Genomic DNA, 18,149 nt, shown 5'->3' with positions numbered 1-18,149 from the left:
TATTCAATGGGAGGCTATTAATCATGTATGATATTCTAATTATTGGTGCAGGACCTGCAGGAGCAAGCGCCGCAATTTTTTCAGCAAAAGCAGGCAAGAAAACACTTCTTATCGACAACGAAAAAAGTTTAACAGCTAAAGCATGGGTGGAAAACCATTATGGAGCACCTGGAATCTCTGGTCCAGACCTTTTACAAACTGGTAAAGATCAAGCCACAAAACTAGGTGCAGAGTTAAAAGAAGCAACTGTCACTGACATTGTCAAAGATGGTAGTGAATTCACAGTGAAAACTGAGGGTGAAGAATATAAAGCAAAGCATGTCCTCATCGCTACAGGCGTTGCTACTGATTTAGCAGAAAAAGCTGGTGTCGATACAGTCCCAGCAACAGAGCCTAGAATCAAAACTGTTATTGATGTACAAGAAGACGGTAAAACAAATGTTGATGGAATTTGGGCTGCTGGAACAATTGCAGGTGTAAGTGTTCATACAATCATTACAGCTGGACATGGTGCATCTGTTGCAATCAACATTATCAGTGAGATAAATGGTGAAAGATACGTTGATCATGACATTTTAAAAGCGTAATAGTTGGAAAGGTCTCCTCGGAGGCCTTTTTTTGACACCTGACGTATTAGCATTATCCCGTTCGCGGGTGCTATACTTATAATATCTGATTCACAAATTGTTTTTTTAAAAGTAGCTAATTAATGAGTAGAAAGGGCAAGCGATATATTGGAATATTGCTTTGACATAGAAAAATGGATAATATCATCAATCCCTTAATGTTATCTTTAAGAATCTCAGTAATTGCGACCACTATTGCATTTTTAATTGGGATATTTTGCGCTTGGTGGTTCGCTTATAAAAAATCAAAATTAACAAGCTTTTTATCGATAGTAATCACTATCCCTTTAGTTATTCCTCCGACTGTACTTGGCTATTATCTTCTCCTTCTTTTAGGGCGCGGGAGTTTCATTGGGCAATGGACAGAAGCACTTACAGGGCAAACTATTGTTTTCACATGGAGGGCTGCTGTCGTCGCTGCTGTCATCGCCGCTCTCCCCCTTTTAGTAAGGCCTATCCAAGCATCTTTTGAGTCCATTGATGTTGATGTTATACATGCGGCGGAGATAGATGGTGCAAGTAAATTTCGGGTATTGCTTCATATCATCACCCCCCTTGCCTACAAAGGAATTCTTGCCGGTCTAGTATTAGGGTTTGCAAGGGCGATGGGAGAATTCGGTGCCACGCTAATGGTGGCAGGCAATATTCCTGGAAAAACTCAGACACTTTCTATCGCAATTTACGATGCAGTCCAAGCAAATAGGATGATGGATGCACATATTATGGTACTCATCTTAACCGTTACAACAATCTTATTTTTGTTACTTATTCATCGGTGGTTTAAGTGAGGGAAAGGATCATTGTAGTTAGAGATCTTTTGACTTAAATTGAAAAAAAGACCTAGAATGAATAATTCTAGGCCTGTTTTTTTGGTATATTGGTTTACCAAATTGGTTGATTATTTATGCTTTTTGTACATTTACTGCTTGAGGTCCACGTTGTCCTTCTTCGATGTCGAAAGTAACTTCTTGACCTTCATCTAACGATTTAAATCCTTCACCTTGAATTGCAGAGAAGTGTACAAATACATCGTCCCCACCTTCACGCTCGATGAATCCGAAGCCTTTCTCACTGTTAAACCATTTTACTTTTCCGTTTTCCATTAAAAATTTCCTCCTAAATCTGTTACAGAACATTTTTTTTGCAAATTTATCTTTGCCTGCTTATTATAACCAATGCATATCTCAAATAAACATTGGAAATTATTTTTTAAAGTCTATGTTACTGTTCAATGTTTATTGTCCTTGCACTGAAGGACTACTTTCGTAAATTCAGTGAAGTCATTCAAATGAGTTTCCACTATTTTTTGGAGAATCACAAGGTTCAACTCCTGATAGTCATGCATGGCAATGTTTCGAAATCCCACCATTGCTTTCATTTTTTTAGACAATGAAGTTGAAATAATCCCCTGACCTTCTATTAGTGAAAATGCATCTCTACTATTCTGCGGAAGGCCAAGCTTCTTCTCTGCAACAATATGCATAGCTAGATCTATACTAGCTTCACAAGCTCGTTGAATATTTAGTACAATGGAATCTTGTTTTGTATAATTATTTAAATTGGCTGGTGTGTTCCCATACTCCTCATGAATTCGGCGAATACAACGTTCAATAATATTAATTTTATTTAATAAAACATCATTGTTCATATATAGACCCACTTTCATCTATACTTCGCATAATAGGTAATCGTTCTTCATTTAACTTAGCATACATTTTCATTGTTTTTATATCAAAATGATCTTTGGTAAGCTTATCTTTACAATAAATGGCTTTACCTGTATGAATAATTTGTGCTTTGAAAACGGTACTAGCCCTACTTAAATCAATCAAATCTACTTCCCGATGAAGCTTTTCAGCCAGTTCTTGAGAACGTAAAAACAATTGGTAGCTATCATATTGCTCATTACTTAAAAAAGCAATATCATAATCACTATTATGCTTAAAATTTCCCTTTACAGCTGATCCAAACAAGATGATGAATAATGGAGAAACTTTTTCAACTAAATATTCAACAATTATTTTTTGCTCCATTTCGAAAATAGTATCGTTACCTCCATGTCACCCTTAAAGATTGGAAGATAAATACTCTTTAAACATATCCTACTTTTTCATCATACCACTTTTTCTAATTGGGTATAATTTCTAATCCCAAGTATTACTTCTAGTTATCCGTAGAGTATTATTATTTTATAGGCACATATCCTGTTTTTTCTATAAGCTCCTGCCCTTCTTCAGATAAAATCCATTCAATAAATTCATCAATATGTGGGTTATCACTACCTGCAGTAATGGCATAAAACTCGCTTGCGATAGGATACTCTCCAGACCTGATTGTCTCCTTACTCGGATACACACCATTAACCGCAAGATGCTTTATTCCACCATCTTGGACCATTTCTGTCGAGTAATATCTAAAGGAATAACCTAAGGCGTTTCGATAATTCTTATAGTTTGAAGTTTCACTAATAATCCCACCCATACCTCCTACGATGTCTTCTGTAGGAGGAGTCATAAGAGGAATATCCCCCATCAAGTTTTCCAAAGCAGTCTGACTTCCGCTTCCTTCTGGTCTTTGAAAAGCACGAATGGCGTCATTGTCGCCCCCTACTTCGCTCCAACTCGTAATATCCCCAGCATAAATATTTTGGATTTCCTCAATAGTGAGTCCTTCCACAGGGTTTCTAGCATTTACAAAAAATACGAACGCTTCCCTACCAATTGGTATCATTTCCAATTCCACACCATGGAGATCTGCTTGACGTTGTTGACCTGCAGAAGGACCTGCTGCAAAAATGATGTCCACTTCCCCTTTAACTAAATTTTCATACGCTCCCCCTGTTTTTGTAGACATTACTATCGTCCCATAGGGATCATAGAGTTTTTCTGGATACGTAGCCTGAACGAAAGCCGCATAGACAGGGTATAATGCAGTTGCTCCATCTAATCTAGGGAGGTTCTCATCTGCCAGTTGCAATGAAGCAGGTCCATCCAGCCTGGCCACATTAGAACCCTCTTTAAATGGCTCATAAGCCATAAGATCCACTTCCGTATCTTTCACCATCTCAAGATTATCAATGTAGACCTCATATGCAATATTAGCTGAGAGGGCAATAACAATTACACCAGCAAAAATGCCCACACTTATCTTTTGTAATCGCTTCTTCAATAATTGAAACTGATTTATGATAAAGAAGACTATTAATCCGATACATGTTGTAATGATAAAGGGTACATAAAAATCCTGTCGTAACCCTGCTAATAAAGTTATAATCGTTGTCACGAAGCCACCAAATACGATCAATCCTGAAAAAAGAATCACATAAACAACTCTGACTCCAACACTGGTTGTTTTCATTACTCTTCCCCCTACCCAAATTACTTTTTCTGTTGGTTACATTCGGTATTTGTTAGGGATATTCCTTTAATCTTTAATCATTCTCTATCCGCAAGTCCTGTAAGATCACTCTTTCAACCTTATAAGTTTGGTTACTATAACCAGCAATCATCACACTTTCTAATTCCACATCTTCCTTTTGAAAAAAGTAGTCGTTTGATACTCGAAGAATGTGTTCTACTGAATAAATTTCTGCCCCGTCCAATTCAGCTGGATCAGGGTAATCATTCGTTTCATGACGTCTACCATCTGGATCAACTACAATGAAGCTACTAGGATTCATTGATAAGGAATGTCCGTTTATTGCGACGTCAATATAAGTAATATCATGTTCCCTCTCTGGATAATAATCCTCGGTCACTTGAATAGTTGTGTACGTTTCCCCTACTTCCATCATGCTGATCGTGAAGTTCGTACCGTTATAATCAAATATCATATTATCCGAGTCAACAGGGACGAAATGATAGTCCTCCACAAAAATGCTGGCAAGGTTAAATATCACTTCAAGCTGATCCACTTCTTCCAAGTAAATCGTTTCAAACACAAGTAGGTCACTTGTTCCAAATGCATACCGGGTGCCGACAGGTCGAAGAATATCTTGATAAAAATCCTTCTCGCCATTTATTCGCAAGCTGTCTACTTGAAGATAGGGGTTATTTCCCCCACTCTCCTCCGTCCTACTTAAGTTCATATGAACAAATGTGTTTGTCGGACCTACTTCCACCTTTTTCACATGAGCACTTGCCTCACCATCGTATATCTCCACTGGGTCGTCGTGAACCGTATAAGTTTTGACAGGATGTTGTGTAAACGGGACATTCAAGGTCCACTCCCCAGTAACAGAGAATTGCTCTTCCGTCTCACCAGCCACATTCCCTACCATATATTCATCATCAGCGTTCCAGTCTGGAGCAGGCTCTACCAATTTATCTATAATAAGTTGTAGCTCCCCAGACTCTCGTTCCGTAGCTGGAAAAACCATTTTTCCCCTTGTCACCGAATCCTTTTCTGTTTCTAAATGCTGATAGGCCATTACACTCATATGACGATCAAAGTACTCAATTCCACCCTCTGGCATGAGAAGTTCCTCTTGATTAGACACCCAAACATTCGTAAAGCTAAAATCTACCTCTTGCTGTCCTTCCAAATCCTTTATTTCATAATAAAGGACGATCTGCATCTCATCTGCAACAACTTCAGTGATCGTCACTTGAATGCCTTGATCCACTGCGGTTATTTCTACCCTTTCGCCATATCCCTTTTCAATAATGCTATCTAATAAAACATCCTCTGCTGATGGTGAGCCAAACCATTTCGTTAAACTAGATAAGCCGTCCGTTCCCATTGACGATACAATTAATAGAAAAGCTACCGCTGCGGCAGCTAAAGTGATTCCCCAACCACGAGTTTTACTAAATGTTCGGTTCTGTTGTGTCGGACGCTCTGGCAGTCTAGATTCTACGTTGGATAAAAAATCGTTGGGAACACTAATATGGTCTGATTCTTCCGAGATGCTGGATACTGCTTCACTTAATGTCCTGTATTCTTCCGAGCACCTTTCACACGTAGGAAGGTGATTCTCTATTTCAAGGCTAACATCCCTAGGTACATTTCCATCTATATAATCTATTAACGTTTCACTTATTTGTTTGCATTCCATTTTCATTTCACCTCATTTCCTTTCCTACAAGTATTTTCGTATGGCTTTTAAACCCCTATGAATCTTGGATTTTATTGTACTCTCAGGTTTTTCAACCATCTCTCCAATTTCTTTATGGGAAAAACCAGAAATATATTTTAACGTGATGTATTCCGCTGTTTCTTTAGGTAGTTTCTCTAAGGCCGCTTTAAGTGTCATCTTTTCTGCTTCATTTGTTTCTTCATTTTTGATGTTTTGATAGGAACTTATATCATCAGCTTTCGTACGTTTATTTGTTTTATAAATTTTTCTACATTCATTAATGAATATTTTAATAAACCACGTTTCAAAGTATTGATCAAACTTCAATGTATGTATATTTTCATAAGAATTTATAATAGCATTATGTAACGCGTCTTCAATATCTCCCTGGTGACTAAAATACGACCATCCAATTTTAAATATCTTCTTCTCTCTTTGTTTGAGCCAGGAAATAATCACGTTCATATTCCCATTCCTTAGCTCCTCAACAACGAATTCCGTTGTTAATTTAGGAGTATTTCTTGACCCTTGCGAACGTTGTGACCTTGTATCCACCAATCCCCCTCCTTCCCTCTCTCTACTATTAGATCATATTAAATAGCAAATCGTTTCAACTTTTTAGATGATGTTTGTTTTTATATAAAAAAAGTGCTCGATAATTTCGAACACTTTTTACTCTTTGCATGCTTAACTATTCAACATTACCTATTAATTCCTCTAAATGCCTCTTCTCACTGTGAATGAGTTTGATAACTCGCTCCTCTACTTTCTCTGGATCTACCCAAAGATCAGGTTCAATCCCAATAGCTTCTTTATGAACCAAATCAGGCTCATACATGAATACTACTGGTACACTTAAATCAACTGTTGTGTTAGGTAGTTCCATGAGCAACGTATTCCCACTCCTCACAGCTCCGGCAGAATTCACTCCAATGACAGTTGTATTATTCACATTTTTTAACAAAGCAGTAATGTATTCACCTGCCGATGCAGTGCCCCTATCTATGAGAATAAAGATATGAGTTTCATTATCCTCTACCGTCGCAAGTGGACTATATTCCAACTCCCACTGTGGATCCATTGGATAGTCAAATTGGTCAAAAAGATAGAAATCCTCTGTTTCATCAAAAGTCTCAAACACATAACCATACGAATCATAAAGGTCTACAGTATCCTGTACAAAGGTGTAGCCAGTGTTAGAAAAAAGTCTGATAAGTTTGCTGCTCAAGCTGACAGGATCATCAAATAGTTTTTCCAGCCACTGATCAACCACCAATGTATTCCCTCCTCCATTCGAACGGAGGTCTAATATAAAATATGGTTCATCTTTTAAAACTTCAGCTGTGTCTATCATATCAAAATAATCAAAAGGATCACTCCGCCTCACCATCATCGTACGCCATGTCAAATAAGGGATTCCTTCTTGTTCCTTCATTTCAAATAAACTACCACCTTGTGGACGATATGGTACCTCCTCTAATGTGACGGTTACTACTTCTTCTGTTTCCTTCTCTCCTTGCATTTTTAGTTGCCAACCAAATTCCTCTTCTTCATCCGTAAAGATTCCTGGGACATATACAATAGCCCCTTCCTCATTTATAGTAGGCTTTAAATAGGTTTCTACGTCTTTATCACCATTCACTGCCGATAGTTTACTAGTATAGGAGCCATCTTCATTCAATAGGTAGAAGTTCCCCTCGCCATCTGGAACAAACTGATATTTTTCCGATAAAAAGATTCCATGTCTTCCTTCTTCTATTGGATATTGATCTATATGAAAGTGAGTATCTTCAATAAAATCGTAATGTTTTAGTAGCAACTGAATAAATTCGCTACGATTTACTAAATCATCTGGCATCTGATTTATCTCTTCAATGATAGCGTACTTCGCTTCAGCAAAGGCTTCATCTCCACCCATAAACTCATAAAGGGCATACTTGTATTTTAAAGTACTATTCATAAGTTCTACGTCTTCTATCATATCTTCTTTGGAAAACTGAAACTTGCTCTCCATCGAAAATCGTAATGATTGAAGTATTTCCTCAGGTAGTTCATCATCACTGTATGTATAATCGTAGAGCAGGTCTGTTACACCATCAAAATCATGTTCCGTATATGAACGATTGTCTTCCACTATTCGCGTTAACAGTTCATACGTTTCTAAAGGATCTCCAACTGGACCTTCTGTTTGCTCGGAACAACCAATAATAAAAAAGATCGTCGTAAAAAATACTAAAATTACTTTTTTCAAAACACCCTCTCCTTTACATTCCCTTACCACATATACGGAAAAGATGGCGTAAAGGTTCCATAAAAAAGAAGCTGGTGCACATAATCAGTTTGTGCCCAGCTTCTTCTAGTGACTTTAGATTTTTTATCCTACGGAAGTAAAGTCAGCTTTCGTTATTGCCTCGTACTCTTCTTCTAGTTCTGATAAGGTTAATTCGTATAAATGTGTATCTCTCTTCTTATAGATTCCCAGTTTTATAAGCTGGTTAATTAAGTAATTCTTCTTCATCTTGATGGCTTCACGAAAATGTTTTGACATTTACCAACCCCTCCACTCTTGGTGATGTTGCACTGAAATCAAATATAGAAGTCCGGCAGAGAACACCTTCAACAAGGATTTTTTAGTATTCATCGATCATTCCTCCTAATATTATTTTTCCGTCATGCCCATGTCTCAGCGTATTCTCCCACAGCCCATCTTTTAGCTTGATTTTATTTTTGTCTTTTTCTTAGTACCTATTTTCCACACTTTCGATGGTCATTTCAGCAAGTTTGTAAGGTTTCTTAACTGATTTTTTTTGAATTTGGGAATCTCAATTGGAGGTTTTTATCTAGAGGGAGGATTTTCGGTGGAAAAAATCTCAAATCTGCCGGTATTACACTTCTGACGGCGGCTGGCGGATCACCTCGAGCACACGCTACATAGTCCGAAACCCAACTAACAATTTCCCTTTTAGCAAATACCAAAAAAGCCTCTCCTAGATGAAGAGGCCACCCTGAACATACAAATTTGAAATTGAACTAGCTTAACTGCCCACTCACTTCCGCGGGCGACTTGCGAGCCACCTCTTGATGTAAGATGGGAACTTCAATCCCATTCTGCACGCACTATAGAGCAAATATCAACACTTAATTTTTCCACAAAAGGGTTCCATCTGCACTTAAAGCTTCTATCGTTACAACTGGCTCAGCCGTAAACTCAGGTACGAGCAATTCATCAAGGGTATACCAAACACGCCGATTGTCATCTACATTAACAATCCGTGCTTCCCGTTTTCGCCCATCATGTCTGACAATAATATCACTGATGTTTTCATTTGTAATCAAGCCAGCTGTAGAAATCAGTGGCACTTCTTGTTCATGATTAACCGTCCAGCTCACGCCAACTTCAGATACATTCGCATAATCACTATTAGCCCAAAAGCCATTTTTAGTAGAATAGTAGCTATGTCTATATCCTACTTCATCCTTATAAATAACCATCAATCCCGTTTCAAGCTGCTCCTCAAAAATAAACTCGGTCGTTTTTGATAACTGGGCATTTCTCATAAAAGCGTCTCTGTTCATATATACAGTAGTACTTTTCCCGAAGTTTTCCAATGACTTCTCCAGTGAGTTCACCTTTTCTTGTAGTCTAGCATTTTCTTCAACGAGTGCTGCATTTTCTTTCTCAAGCTGTTGAAATGCACCCTCATCAAATTCATCACTATCTACAGCTTCATTTATTGGGTCCGAAAAAAGAAAGCTGACACCTAGCACAAAAATTCCAACTACTAATAATCCTAAATGAGTTTTAGAAAGCACGGAATCAACTCCCATCGTCTATTTTTAACAGAAAGAATTTTTCTAACTACTATATTTCAAGGACTTTGGTGTGCTATTACAAACTCTCAACGCCTATGGCACTTCTTTATATAATGAACCAACTCATGTTTTTTCTGAAAACCAACGTGTTCATATAATCGAATCGCCTTGTCATTTCCAGCATTCACACAAAGAGTTATCTTGTCTAACTCTTCAAAACTGAAAAGCCATTTAAGCCCGATCTGCAGTAATTCCTTCCCCTTCCCCTTGCCTCGATAAGCTTCATGCACAGCAAAAAACTCTATGCTCCCTTCACCAAATTGTGGTTCAGCTTCGACATATATGTAACCGACCAATTTCCCCTGTTCCTGAAGGGTAAAAACCTTACGAAGGTCATTGATTCTGCCCATGATTTCGTCACCATTATAATAAGTTCCTGGAAACGTGGCATCATGGAGAGCCCTCACCTCTTCATAAAATTCATTAATTTCTGTTCCCCGATCACTCGGCACCTTATCCACATCTTCTTGACGAACCACTAAAATCGTCTGTTCACTTTGCTTCTCAAACCCAATTCCATTTGCGAATTGTGCACAGTTTTCATTATTTTTTTGTGGAAAAAGGCTGATCGTATCTATTTCACTCGGTATGAGTTTTTGTAGCTTTGTCCACATGTGGATAACATATTTTCCCCAACCCGCTTCAGAAAAAAATGGTCCCCATATTTCAGCATGCTGATTTTCTAGATCACCGTCGAAGCCTAACACACCTACCATTTTTTCATCTCGTTCAGCTATCACAAAGCTGTTTTCAAAGAGGTGGTCTTTGAACTCCGTTTCAAGAGTATTAATGATTTCATCTCGATCTTCTCCACAATAACCAATGTGATGCTCTTTCTCTTTATTTAACTTCGCAATAAGTTCTGCTACTTGTAAGATGTCTTCTTCCCTTGCTTGTCGAATGGTTATCTCTCTCATTTGAAATATATCTCCTTGTTCTTAAGAATGTGCCAAAAACGGAAAGCTAAATTGCTTTGGAAAATATGTTTTTTTGGGATGGACTAATAAAATGTAATCGTTGTTTATAAATGGTTGCTTGGTTAACTCTATATCTTGAAATGGTGGTGTAAAGTGAAAAACTATATCCGAACCTCTACTTCCGAACAAACCAGCAATCTCATGGAAGTCTAATATCTCTTTGCTAAATACTCCATAAACATGGGTAATTTCATTCTCACATTGAAAAATAACAATAGCTTCTTTCTCTTCGAAATAGTAGATATTATTTGAATACGCCATTCTTGCGTATAACCCAAGGAGATGCTCCCCATTTTCTACTTCAAATATGGATGACTTCATTTGATTTTCCCGATATATATTAAAAATAAGTTCCATATCACTTTCATTGAATGGATTTACTTTTCTATGAGAGAGAGGTGGACTTGGTTCGTTCTCTATTTTATAAGAATAAACCGTTTCATACACGCGGCCAAAACCGAGTTTTTCATAAAAACCTGCATTGCGCTCTTCTGAAAACAAGAATATAAAATCATGTCGATCAATAAGATCCTTCATCACCCGTTTCATCAGTTTCGACGCAAACCCTTGCCCCCTATAGTCCTTATGAGTCATTACTGTTCCTATTTGAATTGCACGTTTCTTCTGTCCATTAATGACAATATCCATTTTACTTACAGAGACATTGGAAACGAGTTTATCGTTTTCAAAAAAGGAGTAGCATACATATCGATCATTCCAAAATCCACTTCGGTACCATGAAGCTAAATCTATCCCGAAAGTTTGTTTTGCGAGCTCAAAAAAACTGTTACGATCAGCTTTATTTTCTTTATAATCAGATTTAAATTGGATTTCTCCCATTTCTAATTCCCCTATCTATATTTTTCACATAGAAAGCAGCCTTCTTATCTATTGGGTAAACATACATAATATCATCTAATCCGTCTCGCATTGCCCCAGTTCCTTCATAGAGTCGTTTGGCAGCTACATTATAGTCATTTGTAATGAGGAATATTTCTGAACAGTTACTCTTTTTAGCGATGTCTTTCAACTCTTCTATTAAACTAGTACCTATTCCCCTGTTTTGGAATTCTGGAAAAACATCTATCGAATATAAAAACAACTTTGGTTTACGGTTATTTAAGCTATCCAATAGGTACCCATACAAAAAGCCACATGGCACCTTTCCTAAGTATGCAATTAACAGTATGTTTCTATTGTCCTGGAAGAATTGCTCATTAACAAAACTCGCATCTTCATCAAGTTTCTCAAATAGACTAGGGATTATCTCCATTTCATCACTGCCCGCACGCTTTATAACTAGCTCCATTGTTAGTCCCTCCCCCAAGGTCACTTACCGTTAGAACCTTTCTTGTACAGTTTGAAAAAAGCGTATGATTTCTATTTAAAAGAAAACCATACGCTTCGAGTTGATCCTTTGCAGAACAAAATGTATTCTTATGCGAATACTTTTTCTTCATATTGTTGTAATCGTTCAAATGATGTTTTATCCACATCTTTATGAAGACTGTTGCCATGGGAATCCATCGTTACAATCGCACGGAATCCTTCTACCTTCAAATGCCACATTGCTTCTGGAATACCAAATTCCATGAGGTCAACGCCCTCCACTTTCTTGATACAGTCAGCATAATATTGAGCCGCTCCACCAATCGCATTTAAATATACGCCACCATGTTCTTCAAGTGCTTTCAGTGTTTTTGGACCCATTCCACCTTTACCAATGACTGCACGGATACCAAACTTCTTCATAATATCCCCTTGGTAAGGCTCTTCACGAATACTTGTCGTTGGACCTGCAGCTTTTACATGCCACTCTCCTTCAGCATCCTTCAACATAACAGGACCACAGTGATAGATCACTTGACCGTTTAAATCAATTGGTGCATCATGCTCCATTAAGTGATGGTGGATTGCATCTCGCCCAGTATGCATATCTCCGTTGATAACCACCACATCTCCAACTTTAAGCTCACGAATTTGCTCCTCTGTAATCGGTGCTTGAAGCACAACCTCTCTCGCTTCTTCTTGGTCAGAGGTAGCAGCAACTTCATCTTCTTTTTCTTTAAAACTAATTTTTTCCCCTTCTTTATAAAGCCAGCTATTAATCTCTCCAGTCTCCGCATTCAGCTTTACACCTAAACGGCGGAATGCCCAGCAATTATAGGCAACAGAGACGAAGAAGCTTGCAGGAAGTCTGTTCGCTGCATCTATTTTACATCCAAGTAGTGTCGCTTCTCCACCGAAGCCCATCGTTCCAATACCTAACGTATTTCCTTTTTCCATAATATAATCTTCTAATTCTTGTAGCTTTTCGTTTTCATTTGTATCATTTACGTCTCGAAGCAGCTGTTTCTTAGCCAGTTCATAACTGGAGATACGGTCTCCACCGATCCCAACGCCAATAAAACCTGCGCTACATCCTTGCCCCTGCGCTTGATAGACAGAGTGAAGAATACACTTTCTAATCCCATCTAAATCACGCCCAGCTCTACCAAGACCCTCAACTTCCATTGGTAGACTGTATTGGATATTCTTATTTTCACATCCGCCACCTTTAATAATAAGGCGTGAATCGATATAATCTTCTTCCCATTGCTCAAAATGAATGATCGGTGTCCCAGGCCCAATATTATCTCCACTGTTTTCTCCAGTTAAGGAATCAACTGAGTTCGGTCGAAGCTTCCCATCCTTTGTAGCTTGTCGGATTGCTTCGTAAATCTCTTTCTTCATCTCAATTTGGTTCACACCAACTGGCACCTTTATTTCAAATGTAAGCATCCCCGTATCCTGACAGATTGGTAAAACATTGTCATCTGCCATATCAATATTTTGTGTAATTGTTGCCAATGACAGAGCCGCACGCGTTCCTGCATTTTCCTTTTCCTTTGCTTGACGAATAGCTCGACGGACATCGTATGGAAGGTTCGTAGATGTTTCAACGATTAATTCATACATACTTTGACGAAATTTTTCCACGTAAAAACACTCCCTTTTCTCTATTTCAACACTATTATTATACTATGAAACCCTTTGCAATTGGTGGTGTATTTCGAATTTATAGATTATTAAAGTAAGGCTAATATGAAAAAAATCAACTGTAGTTAGAATCAAGCAGATTTCTCGTTTTTGCATGAAGGCGGATCGCTTTGCACGGCTGGCGGGCCCCTTTGCTCATCTGACAAGTGAGCGACCTCGTTCCTACAGGGTCTGGCTTTCCGTTATGTAGCTTTTTCTACCCTTTCATGACGGCTATCATCTAAGTGAGAAGTTCTATTAATATAATGAAATTTACTTCTGCCAGTTTGAGAGAGTTCGACCTTTGTAATTCCCGTATTACCAATCACAAATGGACGATTTAAATCATGCCACTTATCCCCTGCAATCAAATACATGAGAAAAATACTGATAAAACCACCGTGAGACACTACTCCAATATTACTTTCGTTCGCTTCTTGAAGAAGTAACTGCTCCACTTTTTTACAGCGATCAGTAATAGATTCGAGCGTTTCAGTTCCTTCAATTCCAGTTGTTAGAATGGAATTATTTTTTAGTAATGGATACCTAGACATTAGTTCTGCCCTTGACACCCCTTCTAATGGACCTAAACCAACTTCTCGCAGCACTGTCAATGTTTTTACCGAATGTCCTTGAGCCTCTGCAACTGCTTCACTTTTTACCGAATGTCCTTGAGCCCCTGCAACTGCTTCAGCCGTTTCATATGCCCGGGATAAATCGCTACTGTAAATGGTATCCAAAGGAATGTTGGAGAAATACTCTCCCACTAACATCGCTTGCTTTTTCCCCAGGTTCGACAATGGATAATCTGATTGACCTTGTATGATCCCATTCAAGTTAGCTTCGGATTGACCGTGTCTTATAAAAAAAATGTTCATCTTATTACACCACCGACCCTTCCATATCATCTTAACGCAATCAAATAAAGATCTCTAATTGTATGCTTAATTGGGAGAGGGAATGGCTGAGGTGTGGTAAGTGGAGGGTGAGGTGTTAGGAGGGAGGTTGGGGGATCGGAAGACAGCGGGGAAAAATCGTGTTGAAATGGCTCCAGCAAATGCGCAATTTCCAGATGATAGTGTTAGTGCCCGGAGATGCTTGAGGAACTGTGCTTCGGGCACTATTACATCGTGTTAGTGCCCGGAGATGCTTGCGGAACTATGCTTCGGGCACTATTGCATCGCTTTAGTGCCCGGAGCTATTGCCAGAACTGCGCTTCGGGCACTATTACATCGCTTTAGTGCTCGGAGTTACTTGCGGAACTATGCTTCGGGCACTATTACATCGCTTTAGTGCCCGGAGATGCTTGCGGAACTATGCTTCGGGCACTATTACATCGCTTTAGTGCCCGGAGCAACTTGCGGAACTATGCTTCGGGCACTATTGCATCGCTTTAGTGCCCGGAGATGCTTGCGGAACTATGCTTCGGGCACTATTACATCGCTTTAGTGCTCGGAGTTACTTGCGAACCTGGGCTTCGGGCACTATTACATCTCTTTAGTGCCCGGAGATGCTTGCAGAACTGCGCTTCGGGCACTATTACATCTCTTTAGTGCCCGGAGATGCTTGCGAACCTGGGCTTCGGGCACTATTACATCTCTTTAGTGCCCGGAGATGCTTGCGGAACTATGCTTCGGGCACTATTGCATCGCTTTAGTGCCCGGAGATGCTTGCGGAACTATGCTTCGGGCACTATTACATCGTGTTAGTTCTTGAAGATGATGCGTGATCAGTGCTTCAGACACTATTCCCCGCGATAGCGACCGAAAACCCAGTGAGACAAGCATAAAAGGAACTAAAAACCTAATTACATTTTTAAAATTACCTAACACTACCAAACTAGTAAGACAGACACCATTTTTTTCGACACAAAAAAACCTTAAGGCGCGTAACATTACACCTTAAGGTTTAAATGACAAATACAAATTCTATTATTCTTGATCTTCGTCTGTTTCTTCTACTTCTTCAGTAGTCTCTTCGGTAGCTTCTTCCACATCAGCTTCTAGTGATTGGTAAGATAATGCAATTGCAATTGCAGTTGCTTCAAACTCTTCCATCACATCAATAGGGAACTGAAGATTTACATAGTAACGTCCGTTTTCAGTAACTTCAACAAACTTATATTGACGATACTCTTGGCCACGAATGACATCAGGGAAATTACCTGGCTTACTAGCATCACCTTCAATTTGGATGTAAAAATCAAACGGAGTAGAGTCATCTAATTCATGTACATAATATTCATTTACGTGACCAGCATTACTTAGAAGGCTTGTTTCCAAACGAATTTCACGTTCAACGTTAATGTCACGTGTAATGACATTATCGCCATCAAGGATAAGGTTTTCTTCTACAACTAATGATAATTTACTTAAAAAGTGGTTATCTTCGAAAACTGCATTAGCTGCTGGTTGCCCTTCTTCACGATATTCAAAAGACATACCATCTAGTTGAATGATTTCTTTGTTGAATTCTGTAGTGTAAGTAGTTGCACCAAATGTAAGTACAGTACCATTCACATCTATTTTGAATTCATCATCATCTGAATCTAGTATTGTTACTGGTAATGAAGCATCACTACCTTCACTTGAATCTTCTGTTACTTCCTCTTCATCAGCAGTTTCAGTATCTTCCTCTACCGCCTCTTCCGTATTTGCTTCTTCCTCGTTACCAGATTGTACAGCTGACTCTTCCTCATCTGTAGTACCACAAGCTACTAATGTAAGTGATAAGATACCAGCTAATAATGTTTTAGTTAAAACTTTCATAAATGCAAACTCCTCTCGAATATATAATCCTATTGGATTATAACAATTCGAGAGGAATAAATTAAGTGTTTTATAGATTTGTATAGATTCTAAATTATCTAAAAATAATATAAACCCAGTAATACCAATGTATTTCGACTCCCTAAATAAATTGTGAAAAATTATGGAAATAGTAAAATACATTAGTAAGCAGCTATGAAATATGTAAAAATTACCTTTGCTCCCCAAAAAATCAAAATACGCATCATTCATTGAGCGTATTTTTGATTTATCCTATAAATTTTATTAATTATTAATTTCTCTTAATTGGCGACACTTCGTTTCTATTTCATCTAGCATCGCTATGATTCGATCTATTTCATCAACACCTGCTTTTTCAGGATCAATGGAATCAAGAACTGTCATTAAGTGATCCATTCTCTGATGCAACAGGCTCATTTTATCTTCAGTCATAAGTTTAAGTAGTTCTCCTTTCTTTGATATTACCTAGTCCTATCCTTCCCCATTTTACCAAAGATAAATCTCATGTCTAGTACATAACATTATAGAAGTAATCCATTCTCATTTTTCCAAACATCGTGTATCATGAAAGACGATGATTCACATATAAGGAGCTAATCAAATGAATTCTCTTAAAATCACACCTTCCTATGACCCTTGGGAGGCTTACCTCGATATTGAAGAATATAGTGAACCACGTTTATCCAACATTGAATTCACCACAACAAATTTGTGTAATATGCGATGTGAACACTGTGCAGTTGGATATTCCCTACAACAAAAAGACCCTGATCCCCTACCACTTGAACTCTTAATCAGCCGATTAGATGAAGTGCCTGACCTTAGGGCTTTAAGTATTACAGGTGGAGAGCCTATGATGTCTATGAAATCTGTAAAAAATTATGTCCTTCCTATCTTAAAGTATGCCCATAATAGGGGGATTCGGACGCAAATTAACTCTAATTTAACAATGCCTATTGAACGATATGAACTTATTCTGCCTTACTTAGATGTTTTGCACATCTCTCATAACTACGGAAGTATAGAGGATTTTACAGAGATCGGTTTTGCAGTGATGGACCGAAAGCCACCTCTTGAACAAAGGGAACAATATATTGAGAGAATGATTGAAAACAGTAAGTATTTAACAAGTAAAGGGCTTATGGTCTCAGCTGAAACGATGATAAATGCACGTACATTACCACACTTGGAAAAAATTCATGATCAAATTGTAGAAATGGGTTGTCAACGGCATGAAGTTCACCCCATGTACCCAAGTGATTTTGCAAGTAACCTTACAATAGCGACTTTGGAAGAAATTCGAGAAGGAATCCACCGTCTATTAGATCACCGTAAACAGGATATGTGGATGTTATTCGGCACACTCCCTTTTTACCCGTGTAATTCTAATGAAGTTGACCTTCAGTTACTTAAGAGATTATATACAGAAAAAAATGTAACGGTCCGCAACGATCCAGATGGTCGCTCCCGACTTAATGTAGATATATTTAACGGAAGCATTAACGTGACAGACTTTGCTGATGCAGGCACATTGGGACATATACAAGATACCTCCCTAACAGATGCCTATAATCACTGGAAAAAATCAGACTTGGCCCAGAGCATTGATTGCCATTGTCCAGCTGTAAAGTGTTTAGGACCCAATCTTCTTGTGAAGCACGCCTATTATAAAGATGCTGACTTTTCAAAACGACGTCAACTCGTGTACTAATAAAACAGGGTACGAAGAATATTATCTTCGTACCCTGTTTTATTATGGGTGATCAGTCATTCCCAGTCCCATTAAATG

At 38.4% G+C, this 18,149-nt stretch carries 19 protein-coding genes; 3 read left to right on the top strand and 16 right to left on the bottom strand.

Annotated features, from left to right (window positions below; translation table 11 throughout):
- Positions 1-23: 23 nt before the first annotated feature.
- Positions 24-587 carry an FAD-dependent oxidoreductase gene (locus BW724_RS03185; protein ID WP_088073644.1) on the top strand — a complete coding sequence of 188 codons (564 nt, stop codon included), beginning with the start codon at positions 24-26 and terminating at the stop codon, positions 585-587.
- A gap of 173 nt (positions 588-760) precedes the next feature.
- On the top strand, positions 761-1,414 hold the full coding sequence (modB, locus tag BW724_RS03180; RefSeq protein ID WP_088073643.1) for a molybdate ABC transporter permease subunit: 654 nt from the start codon (positions 761-763) through the stop codon (positions 1,412-1,414).
- A gap of 114 nt (positions 1,415-1,528) precedes the next feature.
- Here the strand turns inward: modB and BW724_RS03175 are convergent, their stop codons facing one another.
- The 16 genes from BW724_RS03175 to BW724_RS23435 all read right to left on the bottom strand — a co-directional run bounded on the left by BW724_RS03175 (position 1,529) and on the right by BW724_RS23435 (position 16,792).
- Positions 1,529-1,729, bottom strand: a complete 201-nt coding sequence (locus tag BW724_RS03175; protein WP_088073642.1) for a cold-shock protein — start codon at positions 1,727-1,729, stop codon at positions 1,529-1,531.
- Between the two features lie 125 nt (positions 1,730-1,854).
- Positions 1,855-2,274: a type VII toxin-antitoxin system HepT family RNase toxin gene (hepT, locus tag BW724_RS03170; protein ID WP_088073641.1), complete on the bottom strand. Its 420-nt coding sequence runs from the start codon at positions 2,272-2,274 to the stop codon at positions 1,855-1,857.
- Positions 2,264-2,659 (bottom strand): type VII toxin-antitoxin system MntA family adenylyltransferase antitoxin, encoded by a 396-nt coding sequence (gene mntA / locus BW724_RS03165; RefSeq protein ID WP_088073640.1) that lies wholly within the window; start codon positions 2,657-2,659, stop codon positions 2,264-2,266. The genes hepT and mntA overlap by 11 nt, the downstream gene beginning before the upstream one ends.
- A gap of 151 nt (positions 2,660-2,810) precedes the next feature.
- Positions 2,811-3,983, bottom strand: a complete 1,173-nt coding sequence (locus tag BW724_RS03160; protein ID WP_088073639.1) for a PstS family phosphate ABC transporter substrate-binding protein — start codon at positions 3,981-3,983, stop codon at positions 2,811-2,813.
- A 73-nt stretch (positions 3,984-4,056) separates the two neighbouring features.
- On the bottom strand, positions 4,057-5,682 hold the full coding sequence (locus tag BW724_RS03155) for a DUF4179 domain-containing protein (protein WP_176371269.1): 1,626 nt from the start codon (positions 5,680-5,682) through the stop codon (positions 4,057-4,059).
- Between the two features lie 24 nt (positions 5,683-5,706).
- Positions 5,707-6,258: an RNA polymerase sigma factor gene (locus BW724_RS03150; protein WP_088073637.1), complete on the bottom strand. Its 552-nt coding sequence runs from the start codon at positions 6,256-6,258 to the stop codon at positions 5,707-5,709.
- Positions 6,259-6,394: 136 nt separating this feature from the next.
- Positions 6,395-7,954, bottom strand: a complete 1,560-nt coding sequence (locus BW724_RS03145) for a S41 family peptidase (protein ID WP_088073636.1) — start codon at positions 7,952-7,954, stop codon at positions 6,395-6,397.
- 123 nt (positions 7,955-8,077) lie between these two features.
- Entirely contained in the window at positions 8,078-8,251 is a 174-nt protein-coding gene (fbpA, locus tag BW724_RS03140) for a Fur-regulated basic protein FbpA (protein WP_088073635.1), read from the bottom strand.
- 590 nt (positions 8,252-8,841) lie between these two features.
- Positions 8,842-9,516 carry a bZIP transcription factor gene (locus BW724_RS03130; protein WP_088073633.1) on the bottom strand — a complete coding sequence of 225 codons (675 nt, stop codon included), beginning with the start codon at positions 9,514-9,516 and terminating at the stop codon, positions 8,842-8,844.
- Positions 9,517-9,602: 86 nt separating this feature from the next.
- Positions 9,603-10,493 (bottom strand): GNAT family N-acetyltransferase, encoded by an 891-nt coding sequence (locus BW724_RS03125; protein WP_088073632.1) that lies wholly within the window; start codon positions 10,491-10,493, stop codon positions 9,603-9,605.
- Between the two features lie 21 nt (positions 10,494-10,514).
- Entirely contained in the window at positions 10,515-11,393 is an 879-nt protein-coding gene (locus tag BW724_RS03120) for a GNAT family N-acetyltransferase (RefSeq protein ID WP_088073631.1), read from the bottom strand.
- Entirely contained in the window at positions 11,374-11,862 is a 489-nt protein-coding gene (locus BW724_RS03115; protein ID WP_088073630.1) for a GNAT family N-acetyltransferase, read from the bottom strand. The genes BW724_RS03120 and BW724_RS03115 overlap by 20 nt, the downstream gene beginning before the upstream one ends.
- A gap of 128 nt (positions 11,863-11,990) precedes the next feature.
- On the bottom strand, positions 11,991-13,532 hold the full coding sequence (locus BW724_RS03110; protein ID WP_088073629.1) for a fumarate hydratase: 1,542 nt from the start codon (positions 13,530-13,532) through the stop codon (positions 11,991-11,993).
- A gap of 242 nt (positions 13,533-13,774) precedes the next feature.
- On the bottom strand, positions 13,775-14,449 hold the full coding sequence (locus BW724_RS03105) for a histidine phosphatase family protein (RefSeq protein WP_088073628.1): 675 nt from the start codon (positions 14,447-14,449) through the stop codon (positions 13,775-13,777).
- Positions 14,450-15,502: 1,053 nt separating this feature from the next.
- Complete coding sequence (locus tag BW724_RS03100; RefSeq protein ID WP_088073627.1) at positions 15,503-16,339, bottom strand: hypothetical protein; 837 nt, start codon at positions 16,337-16,339, stop codon at positions 15,503-15,505.
- Between the two features lie 285 nt (positions 16,340-16,624).
- The gene (locus BW724_RS23435; RefSeq protein ID WP_088073626.1) at positions 16,625-16,792 is read right to left on the bottom strand and encodes an SE1561 family protein; all 168 of its coding nucleotides are present in this window, start codon (positions 16,790-16,792) and stop codon (positions 16,625-16,627) included.
- A gap of 169 nt (positions 16,793-16,961) precedes the next feature.
- Between BW724_RS23435 and yfkAB the strand changes: the two genes are divergently transcribed.
- A complete protein-coding gene (yfkAB, locus tag BW724_RS03090; protein ID WP_088073625.1) occupies positions 16,962-18,071 on the top strand; it encodes a radical SAM/CxCxxxxC motif protein YfkAB in 1,110 nt (369 codons plus the stop codon).
- Positions 18,072-18,149 lie beyond the last annotated feature (78 nt).

Origin of the sequence: Litchfieldia alkalitelluris (assembly GCF_002153425.1) — a bacterium.
GTDB lineage: Bacteria > Bacillota > Bacilli > Bacillales > Salisediminibacteriaceae > Evansella > Evansella alkalicola.
Note: the sequence above shows the minus strand (reverse complement) of the source record. Positions and strands in the feature narration are given on the sequence as shown.